This window comes from Pedococcus sp. P2_E5 (genome assembly GCF_056403895.1).
Window position 1 is genome coordinate 46,022 of sequence record NZ_JBFUEP010000020.1, and the last position, 24,180, is coordinate 70,201.

The window sequence follows — 24,180 nt, forward strand, 5'->3', positions numbered from 1 at the left end:
TGAGGACACGTCCCCTGCCCACGAACTAGCCCACGCGCTGGGTAAGCACCGTGCGGCCTGCGGACATGGTCGACTCGTGTAGGTGCGCGGCGGGAGACAAAGCATCACCGCTCGGGCTCATGGTGGCGCTCAGGACAGCCTTGACGAGTCGGCTGGGTAGATCCGGAGCACTCTGCTCGACGTGTGTGCGAAAGACATGCCAAGCTGCCCCTACCGCCACTCCGTTCCCCACCTGCTTGTACGACGCCTGGTCCCGCTGCCCTCCGAAGGAGAATGAGCGCCGGAAGCCTTGGAGACGAGTGGCCTCGTGGGGCGTCAACCTGCGAGCACGGCTCCCGACGATTGACGTCTGAGTGATGGCAACAAGCGCCGGCAAGTAGGTTGGAGCCTTGGCACGGATACCTGAGGGCCGGAAGTGCATGACTGTGTCCCACAGCGAGCCGGTGTCCTGCGCCTGCCACTCCAGCTTGCGGCGCGATTCAGGGAACTTCGCAAACCTAGGGTTTGCCCTCTTCCAAGCCTTAATGATGTCGCGGTGCTCGTCGTAGAACCGCGCGTTCTTGACGAGGAAGTCGGCCTTCCATCGCGGCAGGGCGTCGAGCTCTATGGGGTCAAGGCCGCGTTCGGGGATCCAAGCATCGGCCCATAGAGGGAAGCCCGGGAGACGCGTGCCCCGAGCCGACCACATGCGCTGCACCAAGTCGTCCCAGACGTTGATCCACTCGGTCTCGTCGGCCGTGAGCTGGTACTTGGACAGGTTCGGGATGGAGGAGTCGTCATCGAGGATCCAGTCGACGTCCCAGTCCTGCACGTTCCAACCGGACACCGGGCCACGTACGACGGTTGGCGGCACGTCCACCTCGGCCATCGCCCGTTCAGGTCCAACGTAGGTGCCCAGGATGAATACGCGGTCACGCACCTGCGGCGTGCCACCCATGGACGGGGGTAAGAAGTGCGGTGAAAACACTGACGGGGTCGACGAAACGCGGTAGCCGAGTTCGCGCAGCGTCTGGATGATGACGTCCCACTCGTGACGGTGGCGAGGACCAGCCAAGTTGCGCACGTTCTCCAAGAGCACGACCGCAGGAGAGCGCTCCTCCAGGATCCGGGCAATGTTCCAGAACAGCGTGCCGCGGGCCTCCTCCATGCCGCGCTGATAACCGGACTTGGAGAAGGGCTGGCAGGGGAAGCCGGCGGCAAGGACATCGTGGGCTGGGACGTTCACGGCCCCGTCCTCTGGTGTGTCCAGGGTGATGTCAGTGTTGACCTGCGGTTGGAACTGTTCTGGAAGTGGGTCTACCCAGTTGTGGACATAGGTCTGGCGGGCCTCGCGGTCGATCTCGGACACGTAGACGCATCGGCCACCCGCGTGATCGAGCACCGCGTGAAAGCCCCCGATTCCGGCAAAAAGGTCCACGTACGTGAAGGGGGACCGCTGCTGTTGGCGGCCATGCGAGCTCGAACCCATGTGCGAAAGCTTAACAGCTTAGCACGGAGAAAGCTAGCACCGGGGTACGCGAATCGCGGTGCACCCGCTGTACGGGGCCGTGCGACCGGTGCGACTCATCCAGGGGACGAGTGTCCGAGCCGGTGCGCACCAAGGATCTCGGCTGCAACTTCGGCGGAGCCTCCGCGAACTTGGCACTCCCACACGCGGACGACGAGCCATCCCTTGTCCTCGGCGAGCTGAGTTGACCGGCGGTCGCGTTCGGCGTTGCGGCGCATCTTCTCAGTCCACAGGGCCGCGTTCGGCCCCGTCCATGGGGTGCTACGGCCGTGCTCGGGGCACCCGTGCCAGAAGCAGCCGTCGACGAACACCGCGACGCGTCTTTTCGGCAGCACGAAATCGGGTGTGCATCCCTTGGCGATTCGAGGATGTAGGCGGAATCGCCCCCCAGCGGCATGCACCGCCTTGCGCAGAAGTACCTCCGGCGCGGTGCTCTCCTTACGCCGCCCAGCCAGGTGGGAGCCGGCGCGCGTGCTGACCCACTGCTCCGCCACCAAGCCAACCCTACGATGTCGCGCCTGGTCCTGCGACCAGTACTGCAGCGAATGCTGCAACGGGACCCGCGATCGAGGCTGTTAGTGGCAGATCCCCGGCGCTTGCCAGGCACACATGAGGGGTTCCGACGACCTCGCGCCGACTTTGCAAGCAGGGGGTTAGGGGTTCGAGTCCCCTTGGCTCACCCACGATTTCGCAAGACCCACGACCAAGGCCCACCGGTAATGCCGCGCAGGGCCTTCGCCATTCTTGTGCAGCAGCTGGCCGGCCGTCTCGACGCAAGCAGGGTGACCTGGGCGTTGGCCGAGTCGACCGGATCTGGCTGCTAGTGCTCGACGATGCGTGAGCGATACATTCAAAATCGTCGTTGCTGGCAGAGGGAGGCAATCGTGGCGAGATCCGGCGACGAGCTCGAACACCCGGTCACTGGCGAGCGCCTGGTGTGGCGACAAGTCGCCAGGGACACGAACGGCGAGCTGGTCGAGGGTGACCTGTTCGCCCGCCCCGGGGGGCATCCCGCAGCGGCCCATGTGCACCCGAACCAGCAGGAGAGGTTCGGCGTCCTGGCCGGCAGCATCAAGCTCCGGGTGGACGACGAGGAGACCACGCTCGGTGTCGGCGAATGGGCCGAGGTGCCGGTGGGAAAGCCGCACACGTGGTGGAACGACAGCCATGAGGACGCGCACGTCCTGCTCCAGCTCGCGCCTGCCTTGCGCACCGAGATGTTCTTCGAGACGTTCTTCGGTCTGGCGAAGGACGGCAAGACCAACAGCAAGGGTCTGCCGAACCTTCTCAGCATGGCAGTGATCCTTCGGGAGTACCGCGACGAAGTGCGGCTGGCTCGCCCCCCGGCTGCCGTTCAGAACGCGATCTTCGGGCCTCTCGCGGTCGTGGGGCGGCGCGTCGGCTACCGGGGCTGGTACCCCAGGTACAGCGCCGAGCCGATGCAGAGGTCCCCGGTGCCGCGATAGGTGTCAGCGACGAACGGGGTCGGCGTCATCTGCCCGCCACTTCTGGCCGGGTATGCCGCGTGGCCGGCCTGTTTCTGGCGCCGCACCCCACATGGGTGGCCAGAAGTGCCGATGGAGACGGAGTCAGAGCCGCTGATGGGCCCTCCAGGTCGTCATTCGAGGGGCGCCACCCAGGCGCTCAGTTCGGCGCGGACGGCGGAGCCTCTCAGGGGACGTACAGTTAGCACATGAGCGATGACTGCCGACATGGAATGAACCCTGCATGGTGCTCTTCCTGTCTCGGTGATGACGATCGCGCATTCCCCGGCCTGAACGGCAGCGGCACTCGCGGTGGCGTGTCCGAACAGGAGCAGGTCGACCGCCTCTGCCGGCAGCTCGGCGTTCCCACGCAGCCCGTCGGCGAGGGAGTCCAGCTGCCCCTGGACGTCTTCGAGAAGGCCGCGGTGCGGTGCGGCGTCAAGGTCGGGACCGTGCCGGCCATGGGTCGCGCCCTGGCCAAGCAGGCAGGACTCCCGTGGGGCGCCGCCTGTCACAACCGCGCCACCGCCACCAGCGGCGGCCCGACGGTCACCCGCGAAGGACTCGACGTCATCAACCGGGCCGTCACCCAGATCCTCGCCCACGCGTAGTCGGCGCCACCTGCGCTCTGTCGGTTTCGGTCAACGACCGAACCCGCACCCTGGGTGCTCGCGTGGTGCATCATCTGACTGGTGACACGCACTTCATCTGACTGCCCGACCTGCTCGACGCCGGACATGAGCGAAGGCGTCGTCGTGGGGCGCTCGCCCGGCGTGAAGTTCAAGCAGGCGCGCGGACTGGCCGGTGACCTCACCGGCACCCTGCTGACAAGGGGCTTCTTCAACCACAGCGCCCCCGCCTTCCGCTGCGAACAGTGCGGAACGGTCGTCATCCCACCCGTGCGCTGAGCCACTTCTGGCCAGCGATATGGCATCCGAAGCGCATTTCGGGCCGCGAGTGCCGCACCAGTGGCCAGAAGTGCGGGAAAGCTAGGGAGCGAGCAGCACCAGCGGAACCCGGCAGTTCAGGCCCACGTTGTTGAGACGCTCGACCAGTCCTTGGCCCCCGATCGTCGGCCGTGCCATCGGCGTGGGCTTGCCGGCAGCCAGCGAGCGCGCGTAGGCATCGCGCGCCGACACCAGCCGCTGCCAGTCCTCGAGCCACTGGGCCGCGGGCTGGTCGGCCTCGAGCCGCCCGTGTCCGAGCCCGTTCATCGTGGTGACGAGCTCGACGACGGCGTCGTTCTGGGCGTTGATGGCGCCGACCCGCTGCGCGATCGGCGCGGTCGTGGCCACTGCGGCAGCCGACGCCGTGTCGCGCATCCGTGCACACGCGCTGGCCGCGACCCGGGCGATGGCGCCGTTCTCGACCAGGTCGGGGTCGTCGGTGTTGGCGAACGTCCAGAGCCGCGACAGCGCGACGAAGACCACCACCCCCGCCACCACGACGGCGACGCGAGCCGTCCAGGCCCTCCACTGCTCCCCGCTCACCGGGCCATCCTCGCGGCATCAGTGCCGTCCGCAACTCCGGCGAACGCAGGAGCGCACCGCCCACGCAAACGCCGTGGCCCCGCGCGGCATACCGAAATCGGTGCAGCGCGGGGCCAGGTCGATGGAACGGGCCGCAGCCCGCCGACCTCGACGTCTAGCTGTCGACCTCGACGGTGGGGGCGCCCGGGGCGCTGTTCTGCACGGAGGCGATGCCGCTCTGCGCCGCCGCCTTCGTCTCGTAGGCCTCGCCGGTGGCGATGACCTGGCCGTTGCCGGCCTTGAGCCGGAAGCGGTACTTGCCGGCCTTGTCCTGGTAGAGCTCGAACTTCCCCGCCATCAGTGCACCTCCGTGAGTGGTCCGACACCAGCGAACGTCTTGCAGCCTAGGCCCGCAGGTATGCCGCGTGCACCCCTTCTCGGGGCAAGCTCAGGAGGCCTCCGCCATCGCCTTGAGCTTGGTCATGGCGTCCATGGTCTGCTTGGGCAGGTCGCGCTTGATGAGGGGGGTGAAGACCTTGCCGAATCCCTTGGTGGCGATGTCGATCGAGTGGGTGAGCGTGGAGCCCACCCCGTCGGAGGCGGCCACGAAGTCGACCGTCACGTCCATCATCTTGTCGGTGAACTTCATCGCGAAGTGCCGATCGGGCTCGCGCGCGATGATCTGGCCGTCCATCGTGCCGCTGCGGCGACCGTCGTCGTAGTGGTACTTCAGCCGCGTGCCGACGTCGTTGCCGCCCTCGTCGAGCTTGTCGATCCCGGTGCAGCGGGACAGCCACTGCGGGGTCTTGGTGAAGTCGTCGACGATCGCGAAGATGGCTGACGGTGGGGCGCTGACGGACAGCGTGTGGGCGAACTGCGGCATGGTGGCCTCCGGGGGAAGTGAAGTGGGCACACGCTACTGCCTGCGAGCCCGCCCGAGGAGTGCCCTGACTCAGTTGTCCGGGTATGCCGGCAGCTCGGCCTCCGCGCGCAGGCTCGGCGGCGCGGGGAGCGGGCGCCGGGGTTCGCGGACCCCTGCTGTCCCGAACTCCGGACCGTCGGGTGAGAAGGCCCCCACGAGTCGGCGCCCGCGGACCCGGCGGTGGCGGTACACGGCATACAGGTCGGCGTGGACGTGGTCGCGCTCGATGACGCGGCGCAGTGTCGGAGCGCCGAGCATCACCGCCTCGCCCGGGCTGTCCGCCGTGACGAAGACCGGACGCCCGTGTGGCTGTCCGGCCCGGGTGTGCGCGATGAGCTCGTACCTGGCCATGACCCCAGCGTGCGCCGAACCGCACTCACTCACAAGGCGTTCAGTGAATCGCGCTCAGCAGATCGCGTTCAGCGGATCTCGATCCGCGGGGGCCCCGCCACGGTGTGCCCGATGACCGGCGCTCCCGGCACCTCGCCGACGACGAGCAGGCCCCCGCTGGTCTGGGCGTCCGCCAGCATGAGCAGCACCTCCTCGGAGGCTCCGCCGTCGAGGTGCGGGAGCACCCACTCGAGGTTGCGCCGGGTGCCCCCGCTGACGAAGCCTGCGCGCAGGGCCTCCCACGCGCCGTCGAGCACCGGCACGGCCGCCAGGTCCAGCACGGCCCCCACCCCTGAGGCGCGGAGGAGCTTGAACAGGTGGCCCAGCAACCCGAACCCGGTGACGTCGGTCGCCGCCTCCACCCCTGCCGCCAGTGCCGCCGCGCTCGCCGTGTCGTTGAGCGCGACCATCGAGGCGATGGCCTGGGGAAACACCTCTCCGGTGGCCTTGTGGCGGTTGTTGAGCACTCCGACACCGATCGGCTTGGTGAGCGAGATGGGTAGCCGGGCGCGCGCTGAGTCGTTGCGCAGCAACCGATTCGGGTCAGCGATCCCGGTCACGGCCATGCCGTACTTGGGCTCGGGGTCGTCGATGCTGTGCCCTCCTGCCACGGGGCAGCCCGCCTGCGCGGCCACGTCGAGACCACCGCGCAGCACCTCACGGAGCAGCTCGAGCGGCAGCACCGACCGCGGCCAGCCGACCAGGTTGATCGCCAGCACCGGTCGCCCACCCATCGCGTAGACGTCCGACAGCGCGTTGGCGGCGACGATCCGCCCGAAGTCGTAGGCGTCGTCGACCACCGGCGTGAAGAAGTCGGCGGTGCTGATCACGGCCGTGCCGTCCGAGACCCGGATGACCGCACCGTCGTCGCCGTCGTCGAGGCCGACGAGCAGCTCGGGCGAGCTCTGCCCCCCGAGCCCGCGCACGACCTCCTCGAGCTCGCCCGGCGGGATCTTGCAGGCACAGCCGCCGCCCGCGGCATACTGCGTCAGCCGCACGGGCTCGCGCGGGTCGGTGAGCCTCGGGTGCACGCTCGGATGGGTCACGGTTCCTACGCTAGCCTCGCCAGCGGAGGCGTACAGGCGCCTGGTGGCCCTCCCGGTCTTCAAAACCGGTGCAGCCGAGCACCTCGGCTGGGCGGGTTCGATTCCCGTCCGCCTCCGCCAAGGGACAGGAGGTCGTATGCCGCAGCCGCAGTCCAGTCGCGAACCCAGTCACGACCCGGACCCCCGTCGCCTCGTGCCGCGCACGGACAGTGTCCTTGCGGAACCAGCTGTGGCACAGGCGATTTCGCGGTTCGGCCGCGACACGGTGCGGGCCGCCGTCCGGGCCGCCCAGGACGAGGCGCGGGCCGGGGGCATCGCGCCAGACCAGGTCGCTGCGGCGGCGCTCGCGGCCCTGCCGGCCCGGTCCACGACGCTGCGCCCCGTCCTCAACGCGACCGGCGTCGTGATCCACACCAACCTGGGTCGGGCGCCGCTGTCGGAGGCCGCCGTCGAGGCGATGACAGCGGCCGCAGGCACCGTCGACGTCGAGCTCGACCTGGCGACCGGTCAGCGCTCGACCAGGGGCCGTGGCACCATCGCCGCGATCCTCGAGGTGCTGCCCGAGGCCGAGGCCGCACTGGTGGTCAACAACGGGGCGGCGGCGCTGGTCCTGGCCACCACGGCCCTGGCTGCCGGACGCGAGGTCGTCGTCAGTCGCGGAGAGATGGTCGAGATCGGCGACGGCTTCCGGCTGCCCGACCTCATCGCGAGTGCCGGCGCCCGCCTGCGCGAGGTGGGCACGACGAACCGCACGACCCTGGCCGACTACGAGACCGCCATCGGCCCGGACACCGGCTGCATCCTCAAGGTGCACCCCAGCAACTTCCGGGTCGAGGGGTTCACCTCCTCCGTCCCGGTGGCGGACCTCGTCGCCCTGGGCCCGCCGGTGGTGCACGACATCGGCAGCGGCCTGCTGCGACCGCACCGCCTGCTGCCCGACGAACCCGACGCGGCGCGCTCCCTGGCCGACGGCGCGGCGGTCGTGACCTGCAGCGGTGACAAGCTGCTCGGCGGCCCCCAGGCCGGGCTCGTCCTCGGCCGAGCCGACACCGTGACCCGGTTGCGCCGCCACCCCCTGGCCCGGGCGGTCCGCGCCGACAAGACGACGCTGGCCGCACTCGAAGCCACCCTGCGCGGTCCACGTGCCCCGGTGTGGGACGCCCTCGAGGCGGACCCCGAGCGACTTCGATCCCGCTGCGACGCACTCGTCGTCGCCTTGCCCGTGGGCCTGGCCACGACGGTCCCCGCCGACGGCGTCGTCGGTGGCGGCGGTGCCCCGGGCCACACCCTCCCCGGGTGGGCGCTTGCCCTCCCCGAGGGGTATGCCGCGGCCTTGCGCCTCCAGGCCCGTCCCGTGCTCGCACGGGTCGAGCGGGGGCAGTGCCTGGTCGACCTGCGTTGCATCCCCGAGTCCGCGGATCCGTCGGTGGCACAGGCGATCCGCGACGTCGCCGGTTAGCGGGTGTGGCCCTGATGGCCGTCATCGCGACGGCAGGTCACGTCGACCACGGGAAGTCGACCCTGGTCCGCCTGCTCACCGGGCAGGAACCGGACCGCTGGGCGGAGGAACGCCGACGCGGGCTGACGATCGACCTCGGCTATGCCTGGACCGAGGTCGACGGGCGCCGGGTCAGCCTCGTCGACGTGCCGGGTCACGAGCACTTCACGGGCAACATGCTCGCGGGCCTCGGTCCGGTCACGGCGGTGATGTTCGTCGTGGCGGCCGACGACGGATGGTGTCCACAGTCGCAGGAGCACGCCCGGGCGATCGCGGCACTCGGCATCGCCCAGGTCCTGCTCGTCGTGACCAGGTGCGACCTCACCCCCGGCGAGGCAGCCGCCCGTGAGGCGGTCTCCCGCTTCGGCTCCATGGGGGTCCCCGTCGCGGAGACCGTCCTCGTGTCCGGCCTGACCGGCGAGGGGCTGACCGACCTGCGAGCAGCCCTGGGCCGCCTGGCCGCGGCTGCGCCTGCGGGACAACCCGACGCCGGGTCGCCCGTGCGGCTGTGGGTGGACCGGTCCTTCACGATCCGGGGCGCCGGGACCGTCGTCACCGGAACGCTCGAGGCCGGGACGATCGGGGTGGGCGACGTCCTCGTCCTGCGCGGTCGACAGGTCACCGCCCGCGGCCTGCAGTCCTGCGGCGAGCAGGTGGAGGCGGTGACCGGCCCGGCCCGGGTGGCGATCAACCTGAGGAGTGTGGCTGCCGCCGACGTCTCCCGCGGCGATGCGCTGCTGGACCCCGCGTGGCCCCCCTCGACGACCGTCATCGACGTGACCGGGCCAGGCGCCGTGACCGGGCCAGGCGACGAGGCGCGGCTCCCGAGGAGCCTCACCCTGCACGTGGGCACGGCTGCCCTGCCCGTCCGCACCCAACGGCTCACCGACGGACGCGTCCGGCTGCGGTTGCCTCGGCCCGTCCCACTCGTCCCCGGCGACCGAGCGGTGCTGCGTGACCCCGGTCTGCGCGAGGTGCTCGCCGGCGTCGAGGTGGTCGTGGTGGACCCACCCACTCGACGCGAGAGCCGCCACCCACACCCGCAGGCCTCCGCCGAGCCGGGCGCCGCCGCACTGGAGGAGGCAGCGACCGGGACGGACGACCCGAGGGCACCTGACGGCATACGGGCACTGAGGGGTTGGTTGGCAGCCCACCCGATGGGGGCCCCGTCGCGTGACCAGCTGGAGGGGTGGGCGCTCACCGCCCGCGATCTGGCCGACGCCGCCGAGCGCGGCGAGATCGTGCGTCTGGGTGGGGTGGTCCTGGCCGGTGACGCCGTCGGGGTCGCCGAGGAGGTCGTGCGCCGACTGCCGCAGCCGTTCGCCGTGGGCGACGCCACCAGGGCGTTGGGGACATCGAGGCGTGTGGCGGTACCCCTGTTGGAACGCCTCGACACCGCGATGGTGACGCGACGCCTGGCGGACGGGCGTCGGGAGGTGCGCCCGGCGCAGGCCGGGCGGCAACCGGTCACGCCGTGATGGTGCCGCCCTCGAACGTGCAGGACAGCCGTCCGCCACCGTCCGCCAGGGTGCGGCTCACCGGGTATCCGTAGCCGCCCGTCGCGCCACCCGCCTGCTTCCACTCGGTGAGGACGTTGCCGTAGACGTCATAGGCCTTCGCTCCGTTCAGCCCCCAGATCTCGCCTCCCTGGAAGCCCTGAGTCGACCCGCGTGCCGTCGCCACCGCCGCGGTCGTGGGGTACTTCAGCGGTCCCACGTACCGGTCCGCGAGGTACCAGGCGTCGTAGATGGCTCCGGTCACCAGCTGGGTCGACGTCGATGCGGAGTCGACGATGGCGCCCTTCTGGAAGCGTTGGATCCACGCGCCCCCGCCCAGGTCTTGGAAGGGGCCGATGGGGTAGCCGAGGACTCCGGTCTCGCGGCCGGCGTTCTTCCAGACGGACCAACGCCATCCCCAGACGATCTGGGTCGACGTCGCGGAGCTGTCGACGACGGCGCCGTTCTCGAACGCCTGGATCCAGCCACCCCCCGTGAGTCCGGTGAACAGATCGGAGAACGGGTAGCCCAAGTGACCCCTGGGCCCCCCGTCGCCGACATAGACCGAGTTCACCCACGACGTCATCGACCGTGCACCGGTCTTCGAGCTCCACCAGATGCGGCCGCCCTGATAGGCGATGTACTGTCCGCGACCGTCGCCCACGGCGCGCTGTGGTCCGATCGACGCCCTGAGGAACGATCCCTGCTCCCCCATGGCCCTGTACTTGGCTGACAGCGGGCTCCACTTCGGCAGGCTCGGAGCGCTGTGCTCGCTCGTGCGGTTGTCGACCAAGGACGTGGTGGTGCAGTTCTCCCACTTGTAGGGCGCCACGCAGCTCACCACGCGACAGTGGACGCCGCCGCTGCACTTGACCTGGGTGTTGCACTGGCCGTAGCGGAACGCGTTGCAGCAGACGCGTCGCTGGTCGCAGGTCGCCGACGACCCGGTGCCGCACGAACAGCTCCAGCACCTGGAGTCGCACATGTTGTCGCTGCAGCCGGTCGTGCACTTCGAGCAGGTGGCGTTGCAGTCGACGATGTAGCGGTAGCCGCCCCCACACCACGACGAGTCGGCGGCCTTCCACCACCCCGCGGCGAAACTGCCTGGCGGGCAGGTGTTGACGCCCTTGTTGATGGTCGCGCAGAAGACCGTCCACCCGCTGCCCGCAGTGTTGCCCGGCCCGCAGATGGTGGCGTATGCCGCGACGGGAGTGAGGGCGTACTGCCTGGGTTTCGTGGCGAGCGCGGTGGCGGCAACGGTGGCGCCGACGAGCACGTCGCGGCGTGACACCGGACGCAGCCGCCGGGCCAGGGTGCCCACGAAACCGGCCATCCCGCCGGGCCCGGCATTGAGGTCGTCCAGGGTGCTCATGGTCGTCCTCCCTGTCTGGTGAGGGTGGCCCGGTCGGTGATCCGGATCGTGGCGACCAGGGCCGCGGCGCGTGGCACCGAGGCCATCCGTCGGGCGTGGCTGCCCACGACGGTGAACAGGCAGAAGGCCCGCCCGCCCGAGCTGAAGAAGTGCTGCGAGGCGCTCATCCCCGGCAGGGGGCGCTGGAGCCGGTTGGGACCGAACTGGGAGGGCGCCAGGCGCGGCATGCCCTGGTTCTCGAACAGCCCGTGGTCGGCGACCTCGGCGCCGTAGTCGACCAGCGCCACGAAGACGTCGTCCGGACCCAGCAGGTCCACGACGTTGCTGCCGAAGTCGCCGCGCTCGGCGGGCATCGGCCGGGTGCAGGCGTGCAGCACGGCTCGGGTCACGTCCGCCTGAGCGCTCTGGAGGGCCTGGGGGTGCTCGGGCGTCTCGGGAGCTGCGGCGCTGCGGGCGCTCGTGGGCGTGGCTGGGGCCGGCTCGGCACCGGGCCTGCGGGTCACGGACACCTGCCAGCCGTGGGGCGCATCGACCCGCAAACCGTAGTTGTCAGCCACTGCTCTCAACTCCCAAGAGTCAACTCCCAGACGCGGCGGCGGCCAGCAGGATCGCGGCCGCTCCTCCCAGAGCCACCTTAGCGAGGACTGCTGCCGGATTTGTCCATTGCTCGACGCGGACGAAGACCCGGTGCAGGTCGTCGCGGTCCTCGACTCGCGCCATCAGCAGCGAGGGCAGCGCCCTGACCACCCCGAACGTCGCCCCCACCGCCAGCCCCGCGCCGAGGTGACCGGTGAGGGCGGCCAGCAGCACCACGGCATACGTGGTCGCGCTGGTGATGATGGTGACCAGACCGAAACCGAGCTGCGCGCCGAAGCCCACGCCGTAGACCCAGCCGCGGTAGCGGGTCAGCCAGGCCACGTCGACCTGCCGTCGCCAGGACGGCAACGACTGGGCGCCGCGCAGGTCGAACCCCAGCCCCGCCAGCAGCAGGACCGCGACCACGACCAGGGTCCAGCCCGAGGTGCGCACCGCATCGGGCAGGGCGGAGCCGAGGGCACCGGCGAGGCCACCCATCGCGAGTCCCCCGGCCAGCGACCCGAGGAGGTATGCCGCGGTGGTCAGCCACCAGCGGGAGTTGCGGGCCCGCTCGCCGAGCGGGCTGATGCTCGAGAGCATCGACTCGCCTCAAGGGGACCAGGTCGCCCGGACGGCGGCGACCGCGGCCATCGGGAGACCCAGTGCCAGGGCGAGCACGGTCACGGACATGTCAGTGGCGGTGCTGGTCGTGAGCGTCGTGGATGTCGTGCGCATGGCCGGCATGGCCGGCATGGCCGTGCTGGTGGTCGTGCTCGTGGTCGTGACCCGCGTGGTCGGCGTGGTCGGCGTGGTCATGCTCGTGGTCGTGACCCGCGTGGTCGTGGAGCCCGAGGTCGGCATCGGGAACCGGCTCGGTGTCCGGCGAGCGGTGCAGGCTCGGATCGCCCGGACCGATGCCGGCGGYCAGCAGCTCGGCGTCCATCCTGGGCAGGCTGTCGCGCTCGCCCCGTCCGATGTCACTGCCGACCTCGGTGCCGACGAGCAGCCCGGGACCGGAGCGGCCGGCTGCCGCGCGTGCCTCGTCGTTGTCGGCGACGCCCTGGGCCATCAGGTCGCGGACCTGCGGCCACGTGCTCGCCGAACCCTCACCGGTGACCACCCCACCCTCGACGTACACGAAGTACGGCGAGCCGGGGATGTCGTAGTCGACCCACGCACCGGAGGACTGGATGACGTCGCGGTCGCCGGCCAGGGTGCGCAGGCTCGAGATCGACTCCTCGGCCGAGCCCTTGGCGATGATCCGCAGGTCGCCGTCGCCGGGAACGTCCACCGAGCCCTGGAACTCGTCCCAGAACGTCTGGCACACGCTGCACCCGCTGGTGAGGAAGGCCAGCAACGTCCTCGAACCAGCGGTGGTGACGGTGACGCGCTGCTCCACCCTGTCGAGGTCGGTGCCGATGATGTCGTGGGCCGTCGTGGAGTCCTTGCGGGTCGCCTGCACGACGCCCGCCTCGAGCTCGACAGGCACGGGACCCGGCTTGCCCCCGGTGGTGGCGGTGGTGACACCAGTGCCGGCTTCGCGCTCCAGCTCGAGCCCGGCGCCGAGCTCGTGCAGGGCCTTGAGGATGAGGGCGTGACTGCGCAGCAGCCCGAGGACGAGCACACCGAGCAGCACGACGGCCACGGCTTCGGCGATCACGACGGCGAGCATCAGGTCAGCTTCTCCTGGTCAGACGCGGGAGGTCGGGGGACGGTGCTGCGGACGGCGCTGCGGACGGCGGCGGGGGACGTGGTCGGGAGGACGGCCATCAGCTGCCAGGCCAGGAACCCGATCACGGTAGCGAGCCCGAGGGTCGTGAGGCCGGCCGCGTCCAGCGCAGACCAGGCACCCACGGGTGGGTCGATGGCGACCGCCAGGGCGGTGACGGCCGCGAGGCCGGTCAGCGTGGCATGGGTGCGCGTCGCCGGGGTGTCCGGCTTGCCGAAACAGCCGCACGAACCGAGCACCCCACCGCGCGTGAGCACGCGAACGACGAACGCCGTGAAGACGAGGTATGCCGCAGCCACCAGGGCCGCGCTGAGCCGTCCGGGAGCGACCAGGGCCCAGCCGCCGACGGCGATCTCGACGATCGCGAAGGCGCGGACCAGAAGGCGACCGGCCGGCATACCTGCTGCGCGCAGCGCCCGCACGAGGGGAAGCGGATCGCGGACCTTGGGGACCCCGGCCAGCACGAGGAGCCCCGCCGCAGCGAGGAACGGTCCCGCAACCCAGTTCCACATCCGCGCCCACGTTACCGTCCGCGTCCACCCGCCACCGCACGCGCAAGCAACCTTTGCTAGCAAAGGAAAGCAAAAGGTGGACAGGTTGCAACCTGTCCACCTTCCACCAACCTTTGCTAGCAAAGGTTGCTGCACACCACGGGGGGAGGGGTCAGTCGACCTTGTCCTTGGCGTCCTGCGCGGCGTCGGACACCTCGTCGGCGGCGTCCGAGACCCCGTCGGCGGCCTGGGCGGCAGTGTGCCGACCCTTGCTCGTGACCTTGTCCTTGGCGTCGGACGCGGCGTCGGTGGCCTTGTCCTTGGCCTCAGCGGCCTTGTCCTTGACCGCCTCGGCAGCGCTGCTGGCCTTGTCCTTGGCGGCGTCGGTCAGGCTGGCGACCTTGCTGGTCGTGCTGACGCTGGAGTCGCGGCCCGCCGTCGGCGCGGTGTAGGGGTCGTCGAGCGGCGTCGCCCACGGGTCCTCGCGCGGTGCCGACTTCTTGAACGCGGCGAGGGCGGCTGCGGCAGCGGCGGCCAGCCCGAGGAACAGCAGGATCTTGCCCTTGCGCTTGCGCGGCTTCGCCACGGCGTCGCCCTTGAGCACCGAGTAGGCGTCCGAGGAGCGGTCAGCCGTCTCGGTGGCGGCCGACTTGGCGGCGGCGGACGCAGCGGCCACGGCTGCGATCGCCTCGGCGACCCTGGGCAGCAGCGTGTCGACGATGGTGTCGCGGGCGGTGTCGACCTTGGGGGCCAGCCCCTCGACCGCACCCTGCAGCTTGGGGGCGGCCACCTCGATGCCGTGGTCGACGCGCGGCTTGGCCCACTCACGGGCCGCCTCGATGCCGTGCTCGACGTGCGGCTTGCTCCAGTCCTTGGCCTGGGCGGCGCGTTCCCTGGCCACCTCGGCGGCCGGACCGACGCGCTCCTTGAGGGCTGCTGCGTAGTCGGCCGCGCTCTGCGCGGAGCTGCTGACAGCCTCGCTGGCCTGCTCAGTCTTGGTCTTGGTGCGGAACACCGTGCCTCCTGTGACTTGGCGTGTGATGGACTCCGACCGGTCGGCGAACCAGGGCCGCTGAGGGCTCTGCGGGACGACCGGACGGACGACTTCTCCCGACCCATCCTGCCTTGTTTCCGCTGGTGAGCAAGCCCGCGGGGGTACTGAAGGCCATCTCACCGGACCCCGCATGGAAGGATGGCCGACATGGACGTCACCCTCAAGACCAACCACGGCGACATCAACGTCACGCTGTTCCCCGACCACGCCCCGAAGACCGTCAAGAACTTCGTGGGACTGGCCAAGGGCGAGCAGGAGTACCGCGACGACGCCGGCCGATCCAACCCCACGCCGTTCTTCGACGGCCTGGTGTTCCACCGCATCATCCCCGGGTTCATGATCCAGGGCGGGTGCCCGCTCGGGCAGGGCTTCGGCGGCCCGGGCTACACCTTCGACGACGAGATCAGCCCCGACAAGGACTTCACCAAGCCCTACATGCTCGCCATGGCCAACGCCGGCAAGCGGATGGGCAAGGGGACCAACGGGTCGCAGTTCTTCATCACGGTCGGCAACGCCGCCTGGCTGCAGGGCAAGCACACCATCTTCGGTGAGGTGGCCGACGGACCGAGCCGCGAGGTCGTCGACAAGATCGCAGCAGTTCGCACCGGTGCGAATGACAAGCCGGTCGAGGACGTTGTCATCGAGTCGGTCGTCGTCAACGACTGACGTCGACCCGGCACCACCCCTCGAAGGCAAGGTCCGCGCATGAGTGAGCCCACGGCATACCCGCAACAGCAGACGACACCGGTCTGCCCGCGGCACCCCGACCGGGTCTCCTACGTGCGCTGCCAACGCTGCGCGCGGCCGGTCTGTCCCGAGTGCCAGCGACCGGCCGCGGTCGGCGTCCAGTGCGTCGACTGCGTGAAGCAGCAGGCCAAGACGGTCCGCACCACGCGGACCGTCTTCGGCGGCAACGTGAGCGACACCCCCGTGGTGTCCTACGCGATCATGGCGATCTGCGTCCTGGTCTTCGTGCTGCAGACGGCTCAGCCGAGACTGAGCGGCGACATCTCCTTCGTGCCGTACCTCGGCGCGCACGAGCCGTGGCGGTTCCTCACCTCGGCATTCGCCCACGCGACGATCACGCACATCCTGTTCAACATGCTGGCGCTGTGGATGGTGGGGGCGCAGTACCTCGAGCGGCTGCTCGGGGGCGTTCGCTATGCGGCGGTCTACCTCGTCAGTGCGATCGGCGGCTCGTCCTGCTACCTGCTGCTGTCCCCGGCCGTGCCCTTCGACGGGTCGGACCCGAGCTCCTGGTACATCGGCGCCGTCGGTGCGTCGGGGGCGGTCTTCGGCCTGTTCGGCGCGCTCCTGGTGCTCAACCGGCACCTGGGTCGGTCCTCGGCCGGCATGTACGCGACGATCGGGATCAACGCCGTGATCGGCTTCGTCGTGCCCGGGATCGCCTGGCAGGCCCACCTGGGCGGTCTGCTCACCGGTGCCGCCGTCGCCGGCGTGATCGCGGCGACGTCCTCACGCGAGCGCCGCGGCTGGCAGTGGCCGGGAGTGGCCCTGGTGCTGCTCGTCGTGGTGGCCGTCGCGATCGCGAAGTATGCCGCGTCGCCGACTGCGCTCCTCGGCTGAACCAGGGCGCCTCGGGCGGGTATTACACGCCTGTCATTTGTCCCCAGCTGTGCACAACCCTGTGGATAACTCTTGGGTCTGACGACTCCTGGGTCAGGCGACTGACGCGAGCGACTCTGGTCAGCGCCAGCGGGTCGTCATGGCGAACCCCGAGAGCATCAGGCCGAAGCCGATGCCGAGGTTCCAGCGGCCGAGCGACTCCACCGGGAAGCGCTGACTGGTGATGTAGAAGACGACGATCCACAGGAGGCCGACGACCATGAGCGTCAGCATCACCGGCACGAACCAGGGCGGGTTGCCGACCTTGGCCTTGGCAGGCTTGCTCGGCGGGGTGTAAGCGCGCTTGGCGCGACCCTTGGACTCAGGCACGGGAACACTCCTCGAAACTCGGACGGCAGCGTCAACCGTCGCGACGTGTGGCATAGCGTAGTGCCATGGCGGACCAGCGGCTGACGTGGCTGACGCGTCGCCCCACGCTCTGGTCGGCCGTGGTTCCGCTGGTGGCGCTGGTCGCAGGAATGCTCTTCGCCCTGAGTGCGGCCACGGCCCAGGGCACCGACCTGCGCTCCTCGGGTGGTGACCTGCCGGGCCTGATCCGCAACCAGACCCGCCAGAACACCGTCCTCGCGGGCCGCCTCGCGCAGCTGCGTGCCGAGGTGGACCGGCTCTCGGCCCAGCAGGCCCCGGGCGACCTGCGCGTCACCCAGCTGACCACCGAGGCGGACAAGCTGACGCTGGCCGCCGGCACCCAGGCCGTGGCCGGTCCCACGGTGCAGGTGTCGCTCACCGATGCCAAGAACGTGCCCTCGGTGCTGCCCGACGGGTTCTCGGTCGACGACTACGTCGTGCACCAGCAGGACGTCCAGGCCGTCGTCAACGCGCTCTGGGAGGGCGGAGCCGAGGCGATGATGCTGATGGACCAGCGAATCATCTCCACCAGCGCGGTCCGCTGCGTCGGCAACACCCTCATCCTCCAGGGCCGGGTCTACTCCCCTCCCTACGTCATCTCCGCCATGGGTAACCAGTCCAACCTCAAGACAGCGCTGGAGCGCAGCCCGTCGGTGTCCATCTACCGACAGTGGGTGGGCGAGGTCGGCGTGGGATACGACGTGAGGACGAGCGTGCAGCAGACCTTCCCCGCCTATGCCGGCTCGATCAACCTCCAGCGCGCCCGGGCCCGCCGATGAGGGTCGCCCGCTGGATCCTCGGTGTCGCCGGGGACCTCATGGTCACGGCTGGGCTGCTGCTGCTCCTCTTCGTCGGCTGGCAGCTCTGGTGGACCGATGTCACCGCCAACCGCACCCAGGACGCGACCGTCTCGACGCTGACCCGCGACTTCGCGGCGGCGGCGCCGACCAGGCCCGGTGAGCAACCGAAGGCCGTCCCGTTCGGTGCGGCGTTCGCCATCGTGCGGATCCCGCGCCTCGGGGCGCACTACGCACGCCCTCTCCTCGAGGGCACCACTCGCGACATCCTCCAGGACGGCATCGGCCACTACGACGGGACCGCCGTTCCCGGGGCGGTCGGCAACTTCGCGATCGCCGGGCACCGCACGACCTACGGGCGGCCGTTCCACGACATCGACAGGCTGCGCACCGGTGACCTGGTCGTGGTCGAGACCAAGGCGGCCTACAGCGTGTATGCCGTGAAGCGGCACGAGATCGTGGCGCCCAGCGACGTCGCGGTGATCGCCCCGGTCCCCGACCAGCCGGGCGCGAAGCCCACCGAGCGCTGGCTGACGATGACCGCCTGCCACCCCAAGTACAGCGCGGCCCAGCGCTACGTCGTGTTCGCCCAGCTGGTGAAGACCTACCCCCACGCCGAGGGCCTGCCTGCCGGCACCCTCGCCGCCCCGAAGGGAGCCTGACCGATGCTGTATGCCGCGATCTGGCGGTCGCTGCCCGGCCCCCTCGTGGTGCGGGTGCTGCTCGCTGTCGTGCTGGTGCTGCTCGTGGTGGCCTTCTGTTTCCTGTGGCTCTTCCCACGCATCGCCCCGTTGATGCCCTTCAACGAGAACACGGTGGATCACTCCGCGCTGCGTGCGCCCACCCACGTGGTCCAGGCCGGTGACAGAGCTGTACCGATGACGGAGGAGTACCCATGACCCGCATCCTCGTCGTCGACAACTACGACAGCTTCGTCTTCACCATCGTCGGCTACCTCCAGCAGCTCGGCGCCGAGTGCGAGGTCGTGCGCAACGACGCCGTCCGTCCCGCCGACGGCGCGGAGTTCGACGGCGTGCTGGTCTCACCCGGACCCGGGACCCCCGAGGAGGCCGGCGTCTCGATGGCGATGATCGAGGCCTGTGGGGAGCGCGCGCAGCCGATGCTCGGCGTGTGCCTCGGTCACCAGGCCCTCGGAGTCGTGACCGGGGCGACGGTCGGCCGCGCGCCGGAGCTGTTGCACGGCAAGACCTCCCGGGTCCTGCACGACGACACGGGAGTGCTCGTGGGGCTGCCGTCCCCCTTCACGGCCACGCGCTACCACTCGCTCACCATCGACCCCGCGACCGTGCCCGAGGCACTCGTCGCCAACGGGCACACCGAGTCCGGCATCATCATGGCCGCGCGTCACCGTGACCTGCCTCTGCACGGCGTGCAGTTCCACCCCGAGAGCGTGCTCACCGAGGGCGGGCACCGCATCCTCGCCAACTGGTTGGTCCTCTGCGGCCTGGCCGACGCGGTCGCCCGCTCGGCAGGCCTCAGCCCGCTGGTCCGCGACGCCGAGGGCGTGGCTCGAGCCGTCGCCGCCGGCTGAGGGGCCGAGACGCCAGGGGCCGAGACGCCAGGGGCCGATCGCCAGGGCCGGGTCGCTCGGCCGAGTCGCTAGGGCAGCGTCGTCGCCGTGCCCGTGGGCAGGGTGGGGGGCGCCGTGGTCGTCGCCGTCGTCGGTGGGGTCGTGGGCGTCTGCACCGGGGGCGGTGGCTGCGCGATGGTCAAGGTGATGGTGGAGCCGTCGTTGACCTTCGTCTTGGCCTTGATGCTCTGCTTGAGCACGGTGTTCTCCGGCTCGGTGCTGTCGACGTAGGTCGTCTTGACGCTCAGCCCGAGCTCGCCGAGCAGGTCGGCCGCCTCGTTGCGGGTCTTGCCCACGACATCGGGGACCGTCACCTTGCCGGACGACACGTTCAGGTTGACGGCCGAGCCGACCGCCACCGCCTCGCCGGCAGCCGGTGAGGTCGTCGAGACCTTGCCCTTGTCGAGCCCGGTGTCGTCGACCTCCTTGACGGTGCCCACCTTCAGGTTGAGGTCGGCGAGCTGGGCGGCGGCCTCCTCCTTGCTGAAGCCCTTGAGGTCGGGCAGGTCGACGGTGTTCGGCCCGATCGACACGCTGATGCCCACCTTGCTGCCGCTCGCGACCATCTCACTGGCGCTCGGGTTCTGGTCGACGACGGTGCCGACCTCCTTGGTGCTGTTGACGTCGGTGGGCTCGGGCACCAGTCCGAGGGCGCGGATCCTGGCCTCGGCCGTTGCGACGGGCAGGTCGATCACCGAGGGGACCGCCACCTTCGCCTGGTTCTGCCCGGGCCGGTCGAGCAGGGCCTTCCCGGCCACGCCGATCAGGGTCAGGGCACCGAGCACGGCGAGGACGAGCAGGAAGTACGCCAGGCCGCGCCGCTTGCGGGGCTCGTCGTCGGGGTCGTGCCCGATGGCGGGCAGGGTCGCCGTGTTGGACCCCGCCGGCGCCGGCGCGGCATACGTCCCCCCGGCAGGGAGCACGGTGGTGGCTGCGGCCACGCTGGCTGGTGTGAGGGCAACGGTCGCGTCGGCGGCGCTGCCGGCGGCACCGGCAGTGCCACGGGCGGCCGCGCTGATCGGCCGGCCCAGGCGCGCGGCCTGGAGGTCGGCTCGGAAGGCGGTGGCGTCCTGGTAGCGGGACTCGCGGTCCTTGGCCAAGGCGTGCAGGACCACGGCGTCGAGGTCGTGGTCGATGCCGGGGGTGAGGGTCGACGGACGCGGCGGGGGCTGCCCGACGTGCTGGTAGGCGATGGCAACCGGGGAGTCGGCCTGGAACGGCGGCCGCCCGGTGAGCAGCTCGAAGAGCAGGCAGCCCGTGGAGTACAGGTCCGACCGGGCGTCGACGTGGTGGCCCTGCGCCTGCTCCGGGGAGAGGTACTGGGCGGTGCCGATGACGGCCTGGGTCTGGGTCATCGTCGCGTTGGCGTCGGCGACCGCGCGGGCGATGCCGAAGTCCATCACCTTGATCTGGCCCTGGGGGCCGATCATCACGTTGGCGGGCTTGATGTCGCGGTGCACGATGCCCATGCGGTGGCTGTAGGCGAGGGCGTCGAGGACACCTTCGGTGATCCGCGCGGCCTCGGCCGGTGCGAGCGGTGAGGTGTCGTTGAGCAGCTCGCGCAGGGTCTGTCCCTCGACGTGCTCCATGACGATGAACGGGACCGGCACGCTGGCGCCTCCGGTCTCGGTGGCGTGGTCCTCGCCGGAGTCGTAGACGGCCACGATCGACGCGTGGTTGAGGCCTGCGGCAGACTGCGCCTCCCGGCGGAAGCGGGCGAGGAACGCAGGGTCGCGCGCCAGGTCCGAGCGCAGCATCTTGATCGCCACGAGTCGCGAGAGCCGCGTGTCGTGACCCAGGTGGACCTCGGCCATGCCGCCACGGCCGAGGAGCTCTCCGACCTCGTAGCGTCCCCCGAGCAGGCGTGGTGCAGTCACTTCTTCTTTCCCCCTTTGCCCTTGCCGGTGCCCGCGTGGGCGGGCGTCTTCGGCGCGGCAGTGGTGGCGGGCGTTGTGGTCCGGCCCGCCGTCGTCGTCGCTGTCGTGGTCGCTGTGGACGGTTTGGTGGTGGTGGCAGTGCTGGGCGTGGTGGCACCGGGGCTGCCCTGCTGCGCTCCGGCTCCTCGACCGCCCAGGGCGATGGCCACCATGATGACGAGGAGCACGACGACCGCCGCCGCGGCGGGGACCAGCCACCCCGGCCGGCGCGTGTCGTGCACCGCCGCCGCGTCCGTGTCGTCGTGTCCGGTGGTGATGTCAGCACCGGAGGCTGCCGGCGTCGGCATGACCGACGTCGGCAGCGTCCCCTCGGGTCCGAGGTCGGCCGGGACCCCCACGATGAAGGGTGCGACGGCCGCGGCCGCGCCGGCGACCAGGTCCGCGGGGACCTGTCCGGGCGGCAGCCTGAGCGCCTCGGCGAAGGCGGCCGCGCTCTGGGGTCGCAGGGTCGGGTCCTTGGCCAGCGCCGCCATGACCGTGGTGCGCAGGGGTTCCTCGACGTCGTCGGAGAGCTGTGGTGCCGGCTGGCTGATGTGCGCGAGGGCAGTGGTCACCAGGGTGTCGCCGGAGAACGGTCGCTGGCCGGTGATCATCTCGTAGCCGACGACGGCCAGGGCGTAGACGTCGCTCAACGGCCCCGCCACCTCCCCCTTGGCCTGCTCGGGAGCCAGGTAGTGGGGCGTGCCCAGCACCTCCCCGGTCTGGGTCAGCGGCGCCTCGTTGAGGGCGCGGGCGATGCCGAAGTCGGTGAGCTTGGCGTACCCGTTGGCGTCGACGACGATGTTGGCCGGCTTGACGTCGCGGTGGACCACGTCCGCCTCGTGCGCGGCCTGCAGGGCCAGCGCCGCCTGGTAGAGGATCTCGGTGACCTCGGCCTGGGGCATGGGCGCGCGCTCGCGGATCAGCGTCGACAGGGGTTTGCCCTGCAGGAGCTCCATGACGAGGAAGGCACTCCCGTCCTCCTCACCGAAGTCGTGGACGGTGCCGATGTTGGGGTGGGTCAGTCCGCCACTGTGACGTGCCTCGGCGCGGAAGCGTTCGAGGAATCCCTCGTCCTGGGCGCTGCCGGGGAGGAGGACCTTGACGGCGACCTCGCGATCCAGCGTCTCGTCGTGGGCCCGCCACACCTCACCCATCCCGCCGAGGGCAATGCGCTCGACGAGTCGGTAGCGGTCGGCCAGCACCTGGCCGGTCTCGTGGCTCACTTGCCCAACACCGCTTCCATGACGGCCTTGGCGATCGGTGCGGCGACCCGGCCGCCCGCGGCTTCGTTGCCTGCATTGCCGCCGTCCTCGACGACGACCGCGACCGCGACCTTGGGGTCGCTGGACGGGGCGAACCCGGTGAACCAGGCGTGGGGAGCCTTGCCGGCTTCGTGCTGTGCCGTGCCGGTCTTGCCCGCCACGTCGATCCCGCTGATCTGGGCCGCCCTGCCGGTGCCGCTGCGGACGACGGCCTCCATCATGCGGGTCAGCGCTGCCGCGGTGTCGGCCGAGACGGCCTGCGACAGCTGTTCGGGCTGCGTCTCGTCGATCACCTCGAGGTCGGAGGAGGTGACCTTCTTGACGAGGTGGGGACGCATCACGATCCCGTTGTTGGCGATGGCCGCCGAGATCATCGCGACCTGCAGTGGTGTGACGCGCACGTCGTACTGACCGATCGCGGACTGCGCGAGCTGGGGCAGGTTGAGCTCCGCCGGCACCGAGCTCGGCGTGACCGTCATCGGCACCGACAGGCGGTCACCGATCCCGAACTTCGCCGCCTGGGCGCGGAAGTCGTCGGCACCCACCTGCATGCCCAGCCACCCGAACGCGGTGTTGCACGAGATCTCGAGGGCGTGCGTGAGGGTGGTCTTGTTGTTGGCTCCGCAGTTGCCCTGGAAGTCGTTGGGCAGGTCGGAGCTGGTCTGCGGCAGGTCGAGCACCGCCGGGCCCGGGATCTGGCTCTCCTCGGTGAACTTGCCGGACTCGAGGGCCGCGGCGGCCGTGACGATCTTGAACGTCGACCCCGGTGGATAGAGGTTTCCGGCGATGGCGCGGTCGACCATCGGCTGCGTGGCGGCGGCGTTGAGCTGCTTCCAGGCCGCGACGACCTTGTCGGTGTCGTGGCTGCTCAGCACGGAGGGGTCGTATGCCGGGTGGCTGACGAGGGCGAGGATCTCACCGGTCGTGGGGTCGAGGGCGACGACAGCGCCGCGCTGGTCGCCCAGAGCCTTGTCGGCCGCGGCCTGTGCCTTGGCGTTGATGGTGAGCTCGAGGCTGGCGCCGGTCTGCTCCTTGCCCGTGAGGATGTCGGAGACGCGGCGGTAGAAGAGCTTGTCGGACGACCCGGCGAGCAGGCTGTTCTCGGCACCCTCGACGCCACCGCCGGCGCCGTAGGTGAACGAGTAGTAGCCGGTGATGTGCGAGTAGAGGTCGCCCTGCGGATAGGTGCGCAGCCACTTGAGCTCGTCCTTGGTGGCCGTGGACTTCGCGACGGGCGTGCCACCGACGAGGATCTGGCCGCGCTCGCGGGCGTAGTTGGCCAACAGGGTGCGACGGTTCTCGGGGCGGTCCTGGAGGGCCTTGGCCTGGACGAACGAGATGTAGGTCGAGGAGATCAGCAGCGCCGTGAACAACAGGGCGACGACGGTCGACAGCCGCCGGATGGGGGCGTTCATCGGATCGCCACCACTTCGGTCCTGGCCTCGCCCGACGAGGTCGCACCGGGCTTGACCTCATCGACGGGTCGGCGGGCGACGTCGCTGATGCGCAGCAGCAGGGCGACGAGGGTCCAGTTGGCGAGCAGGGAGGAGCCTCCGTAGGACAGGAACGGCATGGTCAGGCC

Annotated in this window: 29 protein-coding genes and 1 tRNA gene; 12 read left to right on the top strand and 18 right to left on the bottom strand. The window is 70.4% G+C overall.

Going from position 1 to position 24,180, the window contains the following annotated elements; translation table 11 throughout:
- Window positions 1-25: 25 nt before the first annotated feature.
- Both AC1DVZ_RS08640 and AC1DVZ_RS08645 read right to left on the bottom strand, forming a co-directional pair.
- Window positions 26-1,468, bottom strand: coding sequence for a DNA cytosine methyltransferase (locus AC1DVZ_RS08640; protein WP_477617772.1), 1,443 nt, complete (start codon window positions 1,466-1,468; stop codon window positions 26-28).
- Window positions 1,469-1,563: 95 nt separating this feature from the next.
- Window positions 1,564-2,001: a very short patch repair endonuclease gene (locus AC1DVZ_RS08645; RefSeq protein WP_477617773.1), complete on the bottom strand. Its 438-nt coding sequence runs from the start codon at window positions 1,999-2,001 to the stop codon at window positions 1,564-1,566.
- 390 nt (window positions 2,002-2,391) lie between these two features.
- On the opposite strand from AC1DVZ_RS08645, the gene AC1DVZ_RS08650 reads away from it, so the two are divergent.
- From AC1DVZ_RS08650 to AC1DVZ_RS08660, 3 genes are all read left to right on the top strand, one after another.
- A complete protein-coding gene (locus AC1DVZ_RS08650) occupies window positions 2,392-2,973 on the top strand; it encodes a cupin domain-containing protein (RefSeq protein WP_477617774.1) in 582 nt (193 codons plus the stop codon).
- Window positions 2,974-3,308: 335 nt separating this feature from the next.
- Window positions 3,309-3,602, top strand: coding sequence for a hypothetical protein (locus tag AC1DVZ_RS08655; protein WP_477617775.1), 294 nt, complete (start codon window positions 3,309-3,311; stop codon window positions 3,600-3,602).
- A gap of 81 nt (window positions 3,603-3,683) precedes the next feature.
- Complete coding sequence (locus AC1DVZ_RS08660) at window positions 3,684-3,899, top strand: PF20097 family protein (RefSeq protein ID WP_477617776.1); 216 nt, start codon at window positions 3,684-3,686, stop codon at window positions 3,897-3,899.
- 81 nt (window positions 3,900-3,980) lie between these two features.
- On the opposite strand, the gene AC1DVZ_RS08665 is transcribed toward AC1DVZ_RS08660, so the two are convergent.
- From AC1DVZ_RS08665 to selD, 5 genes are all read right to left on the bottom strand, one after another.
- Window positions 3,981-4,481, bottom strand: coding sequence for a hypothetical protein (locus AC1DVZ_RS08665; protein ID WP_477617777.1), 501 nt, complete (start codon window positions 4,479-4,481; stop codon window positions 3,981-3,983).
- A gap of 154 nt (window positions 4,482-4,635) precedes the next feature.
- Window positions 4,636-4,818, bottom strand: coding sequence for a YegP family protein (locus tag AC1DVZ_RS08670; RefSeq protein WP_477617778.1), 183 nt, complete (start codon window positions 4,816-4,818; stop codon window positions 4,636-4,638).
- Between the two features lie 90 nt (window positions 4,819-4,908).
- A complete protein-coding gene (locus AC1DVZ_RS08675) occupies window positions 4,909-5,343 on the bottom strand; it encodes an SRPBCC family protein (RefSeq protein WP_477617779.1) in 435 nt (144 codons plus the stop codon).
- A 69-nt stretch (window positions 5,344-5,412) separates the two neighbouring features.
- On the bottom strand, window positions 5,413-5,733 hold the full coding sequence (locus tag AC1DVZ_RS08680; protein WP_477617780.1) for a hypothetical protein: 321 nt from the start codon (window positions 5,731-5,733) through the stop codon (window positions 5,413-5,415).
- A 68-nt stretch (window positions 5,734-5,801) separates the two neighbouring features.
- Entirely contained in the window at window positions 5,802-6,818 is a 1,017-nt protein-coding gene (gene selD, locus AC1DVZ_RS08685) for a selenide, water dikinase SelD (RefSeq protein ID WP_477617781.1), read from the bottom strand.
- 24 nt (window positions 6,819-6,842) lie between these two features.
- Between selD and AC1DVZ_RS08690 the strand changes: the two genes are divergently transcribed.
- The 3 genes from AC1DVZ_RS08690 to AC1DVZ_RS08700 all read left to right on the top strand — a co-directional run bounded on the left by AC1DVZ_RS08690 (window position 6,843) and on the right by AC1DVZ_RS08700 (window position 9,794).
- Window positions 6,843-6,938 (top strand) — tRNA-Sec (locus AC1DVZ_RS08690).
- 16 nt (window positions 6,939-6,954) lie between these two features.
- Window positions 6,955-8,277: an L-seryl-tRNA(Sec) selenium transferase gene (selA, locus tag AC1DVZ_RS08695; RefSeq protein ID WP_477617782.1), complete on the top strand. Its 1,323-nt coding sequence runs from the start codon at window positions 6,955-6,957 to the stop codon at window positions 8,275-8,277.
- 14 nt (window positions 8,278-8,291) lie between these two features.
- Window positions 8,292-9,794 (top strand): selenocysteine-specific translation elongation factor, encoded by a 1,503-nt coding sequence (locus AC1DVZ_RS08700; protein WP_477617801.1) that lies wholly within the window; start codon window positions 8,292-8,294, stop codon window positions 9,792-9,794.
- Here AC1DVZ_RS08700 and AC1DVZ_RS08705 read toward each other — a convergent pair.
- The 6 genes from AC1DVZ_RS08705 to AC1DVZ_RS08730 all read right to left on the bottom strand — a co-directional run bounded on the left by AC1DVZ_RS08705 (window position 9,784) and on the right by AC1DVZ_RS08730 (window position 14,995).
- Window positions 9,784-11,184, bottom strand: a complete 1,401-nt coding sequence (locus AC1DVZ_RS08705) for an LGFP repeat-containing protein (protein WP_477617783.1) — start codon at window positions 11,182-11,184, stop codon at window positions 9,784-9,786. The genes AC1DVZ_RS08700 and AC1DVZ_RS08705 overlap by 11 nt on opposite strands.
- Window positions 11,181-11,741 carry a hypothetical protein gene (locus AC1DVZ_RS08710; protein ID WP_477617784.1) on the bottom strand — a complete coding sequence of 187 codons (561 nt, stop codon included), beginning with the start codon at window positions 11,739-11,741 and terminating at the stop codon, window positions 11,181-11,183. Before AC1DVZ_RS08710 ends, AC1DVZ_RS08705 begins: the two co-directional genes overlap by 4 nt.
- A gap of 19 nt (window positions 11,742-11,760) precedes the next feature.
- A complete protein-coding gene (locus AC1DVZ_RS08715; RefSeq protein ID WP_477617785.1) occupies window positions 11,761-12,360 on the bottom strand; it encodes a hypothetical protein in 600 nt (199 codons plus the stop codon).
- 91 nt (window positions 12,361-12,451) lie between these two features.
- Window positions 12,452-13,432: a hypothetical protein gene (locus AC1DVZ_RS08720; RefSeq protein WP_477617786.1), complete on the bottom strand. Its 981-nt coding sequence runs from the start codon at window positions 13,430-13,432 to the stop codon at window positions 12,452-12,454.
- Window positions 13,432-14,001, bottom strand: coding sequence for a MauE/DoxX family redox-associated membrane protein (locus AC1DVZ_RS08725; protein ID WP_477617787.1), 570 nt, complete (start codon window positions 13,999-14,001; stop codon window positions 13,432-13,434). The genes AC1DVZ_RS08720 and AC1DVZ_RS08725 overlap by 1 nt, the downstream gene beginning before the upstream one ends.
- Window positions 14,002-14,152: 151 nt before the next feature.
- Entirely contained in the window at window positions 14,153-14,995 is an 843-nt protein-coding gene (locus AC1DVZ_RS08730; RefSeq protein WP_477617788.1) for a hypothetical protein, read from the bottom strand.
- Between the two features lie 186 nt (window positions 14,996-15,181).
- On the opposite strand from AC1DVZ_RS08730, the gene AC1DVZ_RS08735 reads away from it, so the two are divergent.
- Entirely contained in the window at window positions 15,182-15,700 is a 519-nt protein-coding gene (locus AC1DVZ_RS08735) for a peptidylprolyl isomerase (RefSeq protein ID WP_457254409.1), read from the top strand.
- 39 nt (window positions 15,701-15,739) lie between these two features.
- Window positions 15,740-16,621 (top strand): rhomboid family intramembrane serine protease, encoded by an 882-nt coding sequence (locus tag AC1DVZ_RS08740; protein WP_477617789.1) that lies wholly within the window; start codon window positions 15,740-15,742, stop codon window positions 16,619-16,621.
- Between the two features lie 120 nt (window positions 16,622-16,741).
- Here the strand turns inward: AC1DVZ_RS08740 and AC1DVZ_RS08745 are convergent, their stop codons facing one another.
- Window positions 16,742-16,990: a cell division protein CrgA gene (locus AC1DVZ_RS08745; protein WP_477617790.1), complete on the bottom strand. Its 249-nt coding sequence runs from the start codon at window positions 16,988-16,990 to the stop codon at window positions 16,742-16,744.
- A gap of 65 nt (window positions 16,991-17,055) precedes the next feature.
- On the opposite strand from AC1DVZ_RS08745, the gene AC1DVZ_RS08750 reads away from it, so the two are divergent.
- Genes AC1DVZ_RS08750 through AC1DVZ_RS08765 form a run of 4 tightly spaced genes read left to right on the top strand, consistent with a single transcriptional unit; the run spans window position 17,056 to window position 19,378 of the window.
- On the top strand, window positions 17,056-17,808 hold the full coding sequence (locus tag AC1DVZ_RS08750; RefSeq protein WP_477617791.1) for a DUF881 domain-containing protein: 753 nt from the start codon (window positions 17,056-17,058) through the stop codon (window positions 17,806-17,808).
- Complete coding sequence (locus AC1DVZ_RS08755; protein ID WP_477617792.1) at window positions 17,805-18,488, top strand: class E sortase; 684 nt, start codon at window positions 17,805-17,807, stop codon at window positions 18,486-18,488. The genes AC1DVZ_RS08750 and AC1DVZ_RS08755 overlap by 4 nt, the downstream gene beginning before the upstream one ends.
- 3 nt (window positions 18,489-18,491) lie before the next feature.
- Entirely contained in the window at window positions 18,492-18,725 is a 234-nt protein-coding gene (locus AC1DVZ_RS08760) for a hypothetical protein (RefSeq protein WP_477617793.1), read from the top strand.
- On the top strand, window positions 18,722-19,378 hold the full coding sequence (locus AC1DVZ_RS08765) for an aminodeoxychorismate/anthranilate synthase component II (RefSeq protein ID WP_477617794.1): 657 nt from the start codon (window positions 18,722-18,724) through the stop codon (window positions 19,376-19,378). The genes AC1DVZ_RS08760 and AC1DVZ_RS08765 overlap by 4 nt, the downstream gene beginning before the upstream one ends.
- Window positions 19,379-19,446: 68 nt before the next feature.
- Here AC1DVZ_RS08765 and pknB read toward each other — a convergent pair whose 3' ends face one another.
- The 4 genes from pknB to AC1DVZ_RS08785 are packed head-to-tail and all read right to left on the bottom strand — an operon-like array spanning window position 19,447 to window position 24,171.
- Window positions 19,447-21,294, bottom strand: a complete 1,848-nt coding sequence (gene pknB / locus AC1DVZ_RS08770) for a Stk1 family PASTA domain-containing Ser/Thr kinase (protein ID WP_477617795.1) — start codon at window positions 21,292-21,294, stop codon at window positions 19,447-19,449.
- The gene (locus tag AC1DVZ_RS08775) at window positions 21,291-22,559 is read right to left on the bottom strand and encodes a serine/threonine-protein kinase (RefSeq protein ID WP_477617796.1); all 1,269 of its coding nucleotides are present in this window, start codon (window positions 22,557-22,559) and stop codon (window positions 21,291-21,293) included. The genes pknB and AC1DVZ_RS08775 overlap by 4 nt, the downstream gene beginning before the upstream one ends.
- A complete protein-coding gene (locus tag AC1DVZ_RS08780; RefSeq protein ID WP_477617797.1) occupies window positions 22,556-24,013 on the bottom strand; it encodes a peptidoglycan D,D-transpeptidase FtsI family protein in 1,458 nt (485 codons plus the stop codon). Before AC1DVZ_RS08780 ends, AC1DVZ_RS08775 begins: the two co-directional genes overlap by 4 nt.
- Window positions 24,010-24,171 carry a hypothetical protein gene (locus tag AC1DVZ_RS08785; RefSeq protein ID WP_477617802.1) on the bottom strand — a complete coding sequence of 54 codons (162 nt, stop codon included), beginning with the start codon at window positions 24,169-24,171 and terminating at the stop codon, window positions 24,010-24,012. Before AC1DVZ_RS08785 ends, AC1DVZ_RS08780 begins: the two co-directional genes overlap by 4 nt.
- Window positions 24,172-24,180: the final 9 nt, after the last annotated feature.

Coding starts and splice junctions, on each gene's coding strand:
- AC1DVZ_RS08740 (WP_477617789.1), top strand. CDS start 15,740: ATGAGTGAGCCCACGGCATACCCGCAACAGCAGACGACACCGGTCTGC.
- AC1DVZ_RS08760 (WP_477617793.1), top strand. CDS start 18,492: ATGCTGTATGCCGCGATCTGGCGGTCGCTGCCCGGCCCCCTCGTGGTG.
- AC1DVZ_RS08780 (WP_477617797.1), bottom strand. CDS start 24,013: ATGAACGCCCCCATCCGGCGGCTGTCGACCGTCGTCGCCCTGTTGTTC.
- selA (WP_477617782.1), top strand. CDS start 6,955: ATGCCGCAGCCGCAGTCCAGTCGCGAACCCAGTCACGACCCGGACCCC.
- AC1DVZ_RS08705 (WP_477617783.1), bottom strand. CDS start 11,184: ATGAGCACCCTGGACGACCTCAATGCCGGGCCCGGCGGGATGGCCGGT.
- AC1DVZ_RS08715 (WP_477617785.1), bottom strand. CDS start 12,360: ATGCTCTCGAGCATCAGCCCGCTCGGCGAGCGGGCCCGCAACTCCCGC.
- AC1DVZ_RS08765 (WP_477617794.1), top strand. CDS start 18,722: ATGACCCGCATCCTCGTCGTCGACAACTACGACAGCTTCGTCTTCACC.
- AC1DVZ_RS08680 (WP_477617780.1), bottom strand. CDS start 5,733: ATGGCCAGGTACGAGCTCATCGCGCACACCCGGGCCGGACAGCCACAC.
- AC1DVZ_RS08785 (WP_477617802.1), bottom strand. CDS start 24,171: ATGCCGTTCCTGTCCTACGGAGGCTCCTCCCTGCTCGCCAACTGGACC.
- AC1DVZ_RS08640 (WP_477617772.1), bottom strand. CDS start 1,468: ATGGGTTCGAGCTCGCATGGCCGCCAACAGCAGCGGTCCCCCTTCACG.
- AC1DVZ_RS08675 (WP_477617779.1), bottom strand. CDS start 5,343: ATGCCGCAGTTCGCCCACACGCTGTCCGTCAGCGCCCCACCGTCAGCC.
- AC1DVZ_RS08750 (WP_477617791.1), top strand. CDS start 17,056: ATGGCGGACCAGCGGCTGACGTGGCTGACGCGTCGCCCCACGCTCTGG.
- AC1DVZ_RS08735 (WP_457254409.1), top strand. CDS start 15,182: ATGGACGTCACCCTCAAGACCAACCACGGCGACATCAACGTCACGCTG.
- AC1DVZ_RS08700 (WP_477617801.1), top strand. CDS start 8,292: ATGGCCGTCATCGCGACGGCAGGTCACGTCGACCACGGGAAGTCGACC.
- AC1DVZ_RS08755 (WP_477617792.1), top strand. CDS start 17,805: ATGAGGGTCGCCCGCTGGATCCTCGGTGTCGCCGGGGACCTCATGGTC.
- AC1DVZ_RS08725 (WP_477617787.1), bottom strand. CDS start 14,001: ATGTGGAACTGGGTTGCGGGACCGTTCCTCGCTGCGGCGGGGCTCCTC.
- AC1DVZ_RS08670 (WP_477617778.1), bottom strand. CDS start 4,818: ATGGCGGGGAAGTTCGAGCTCTACCAGGACAAGGCCGGCAAGTACCGC.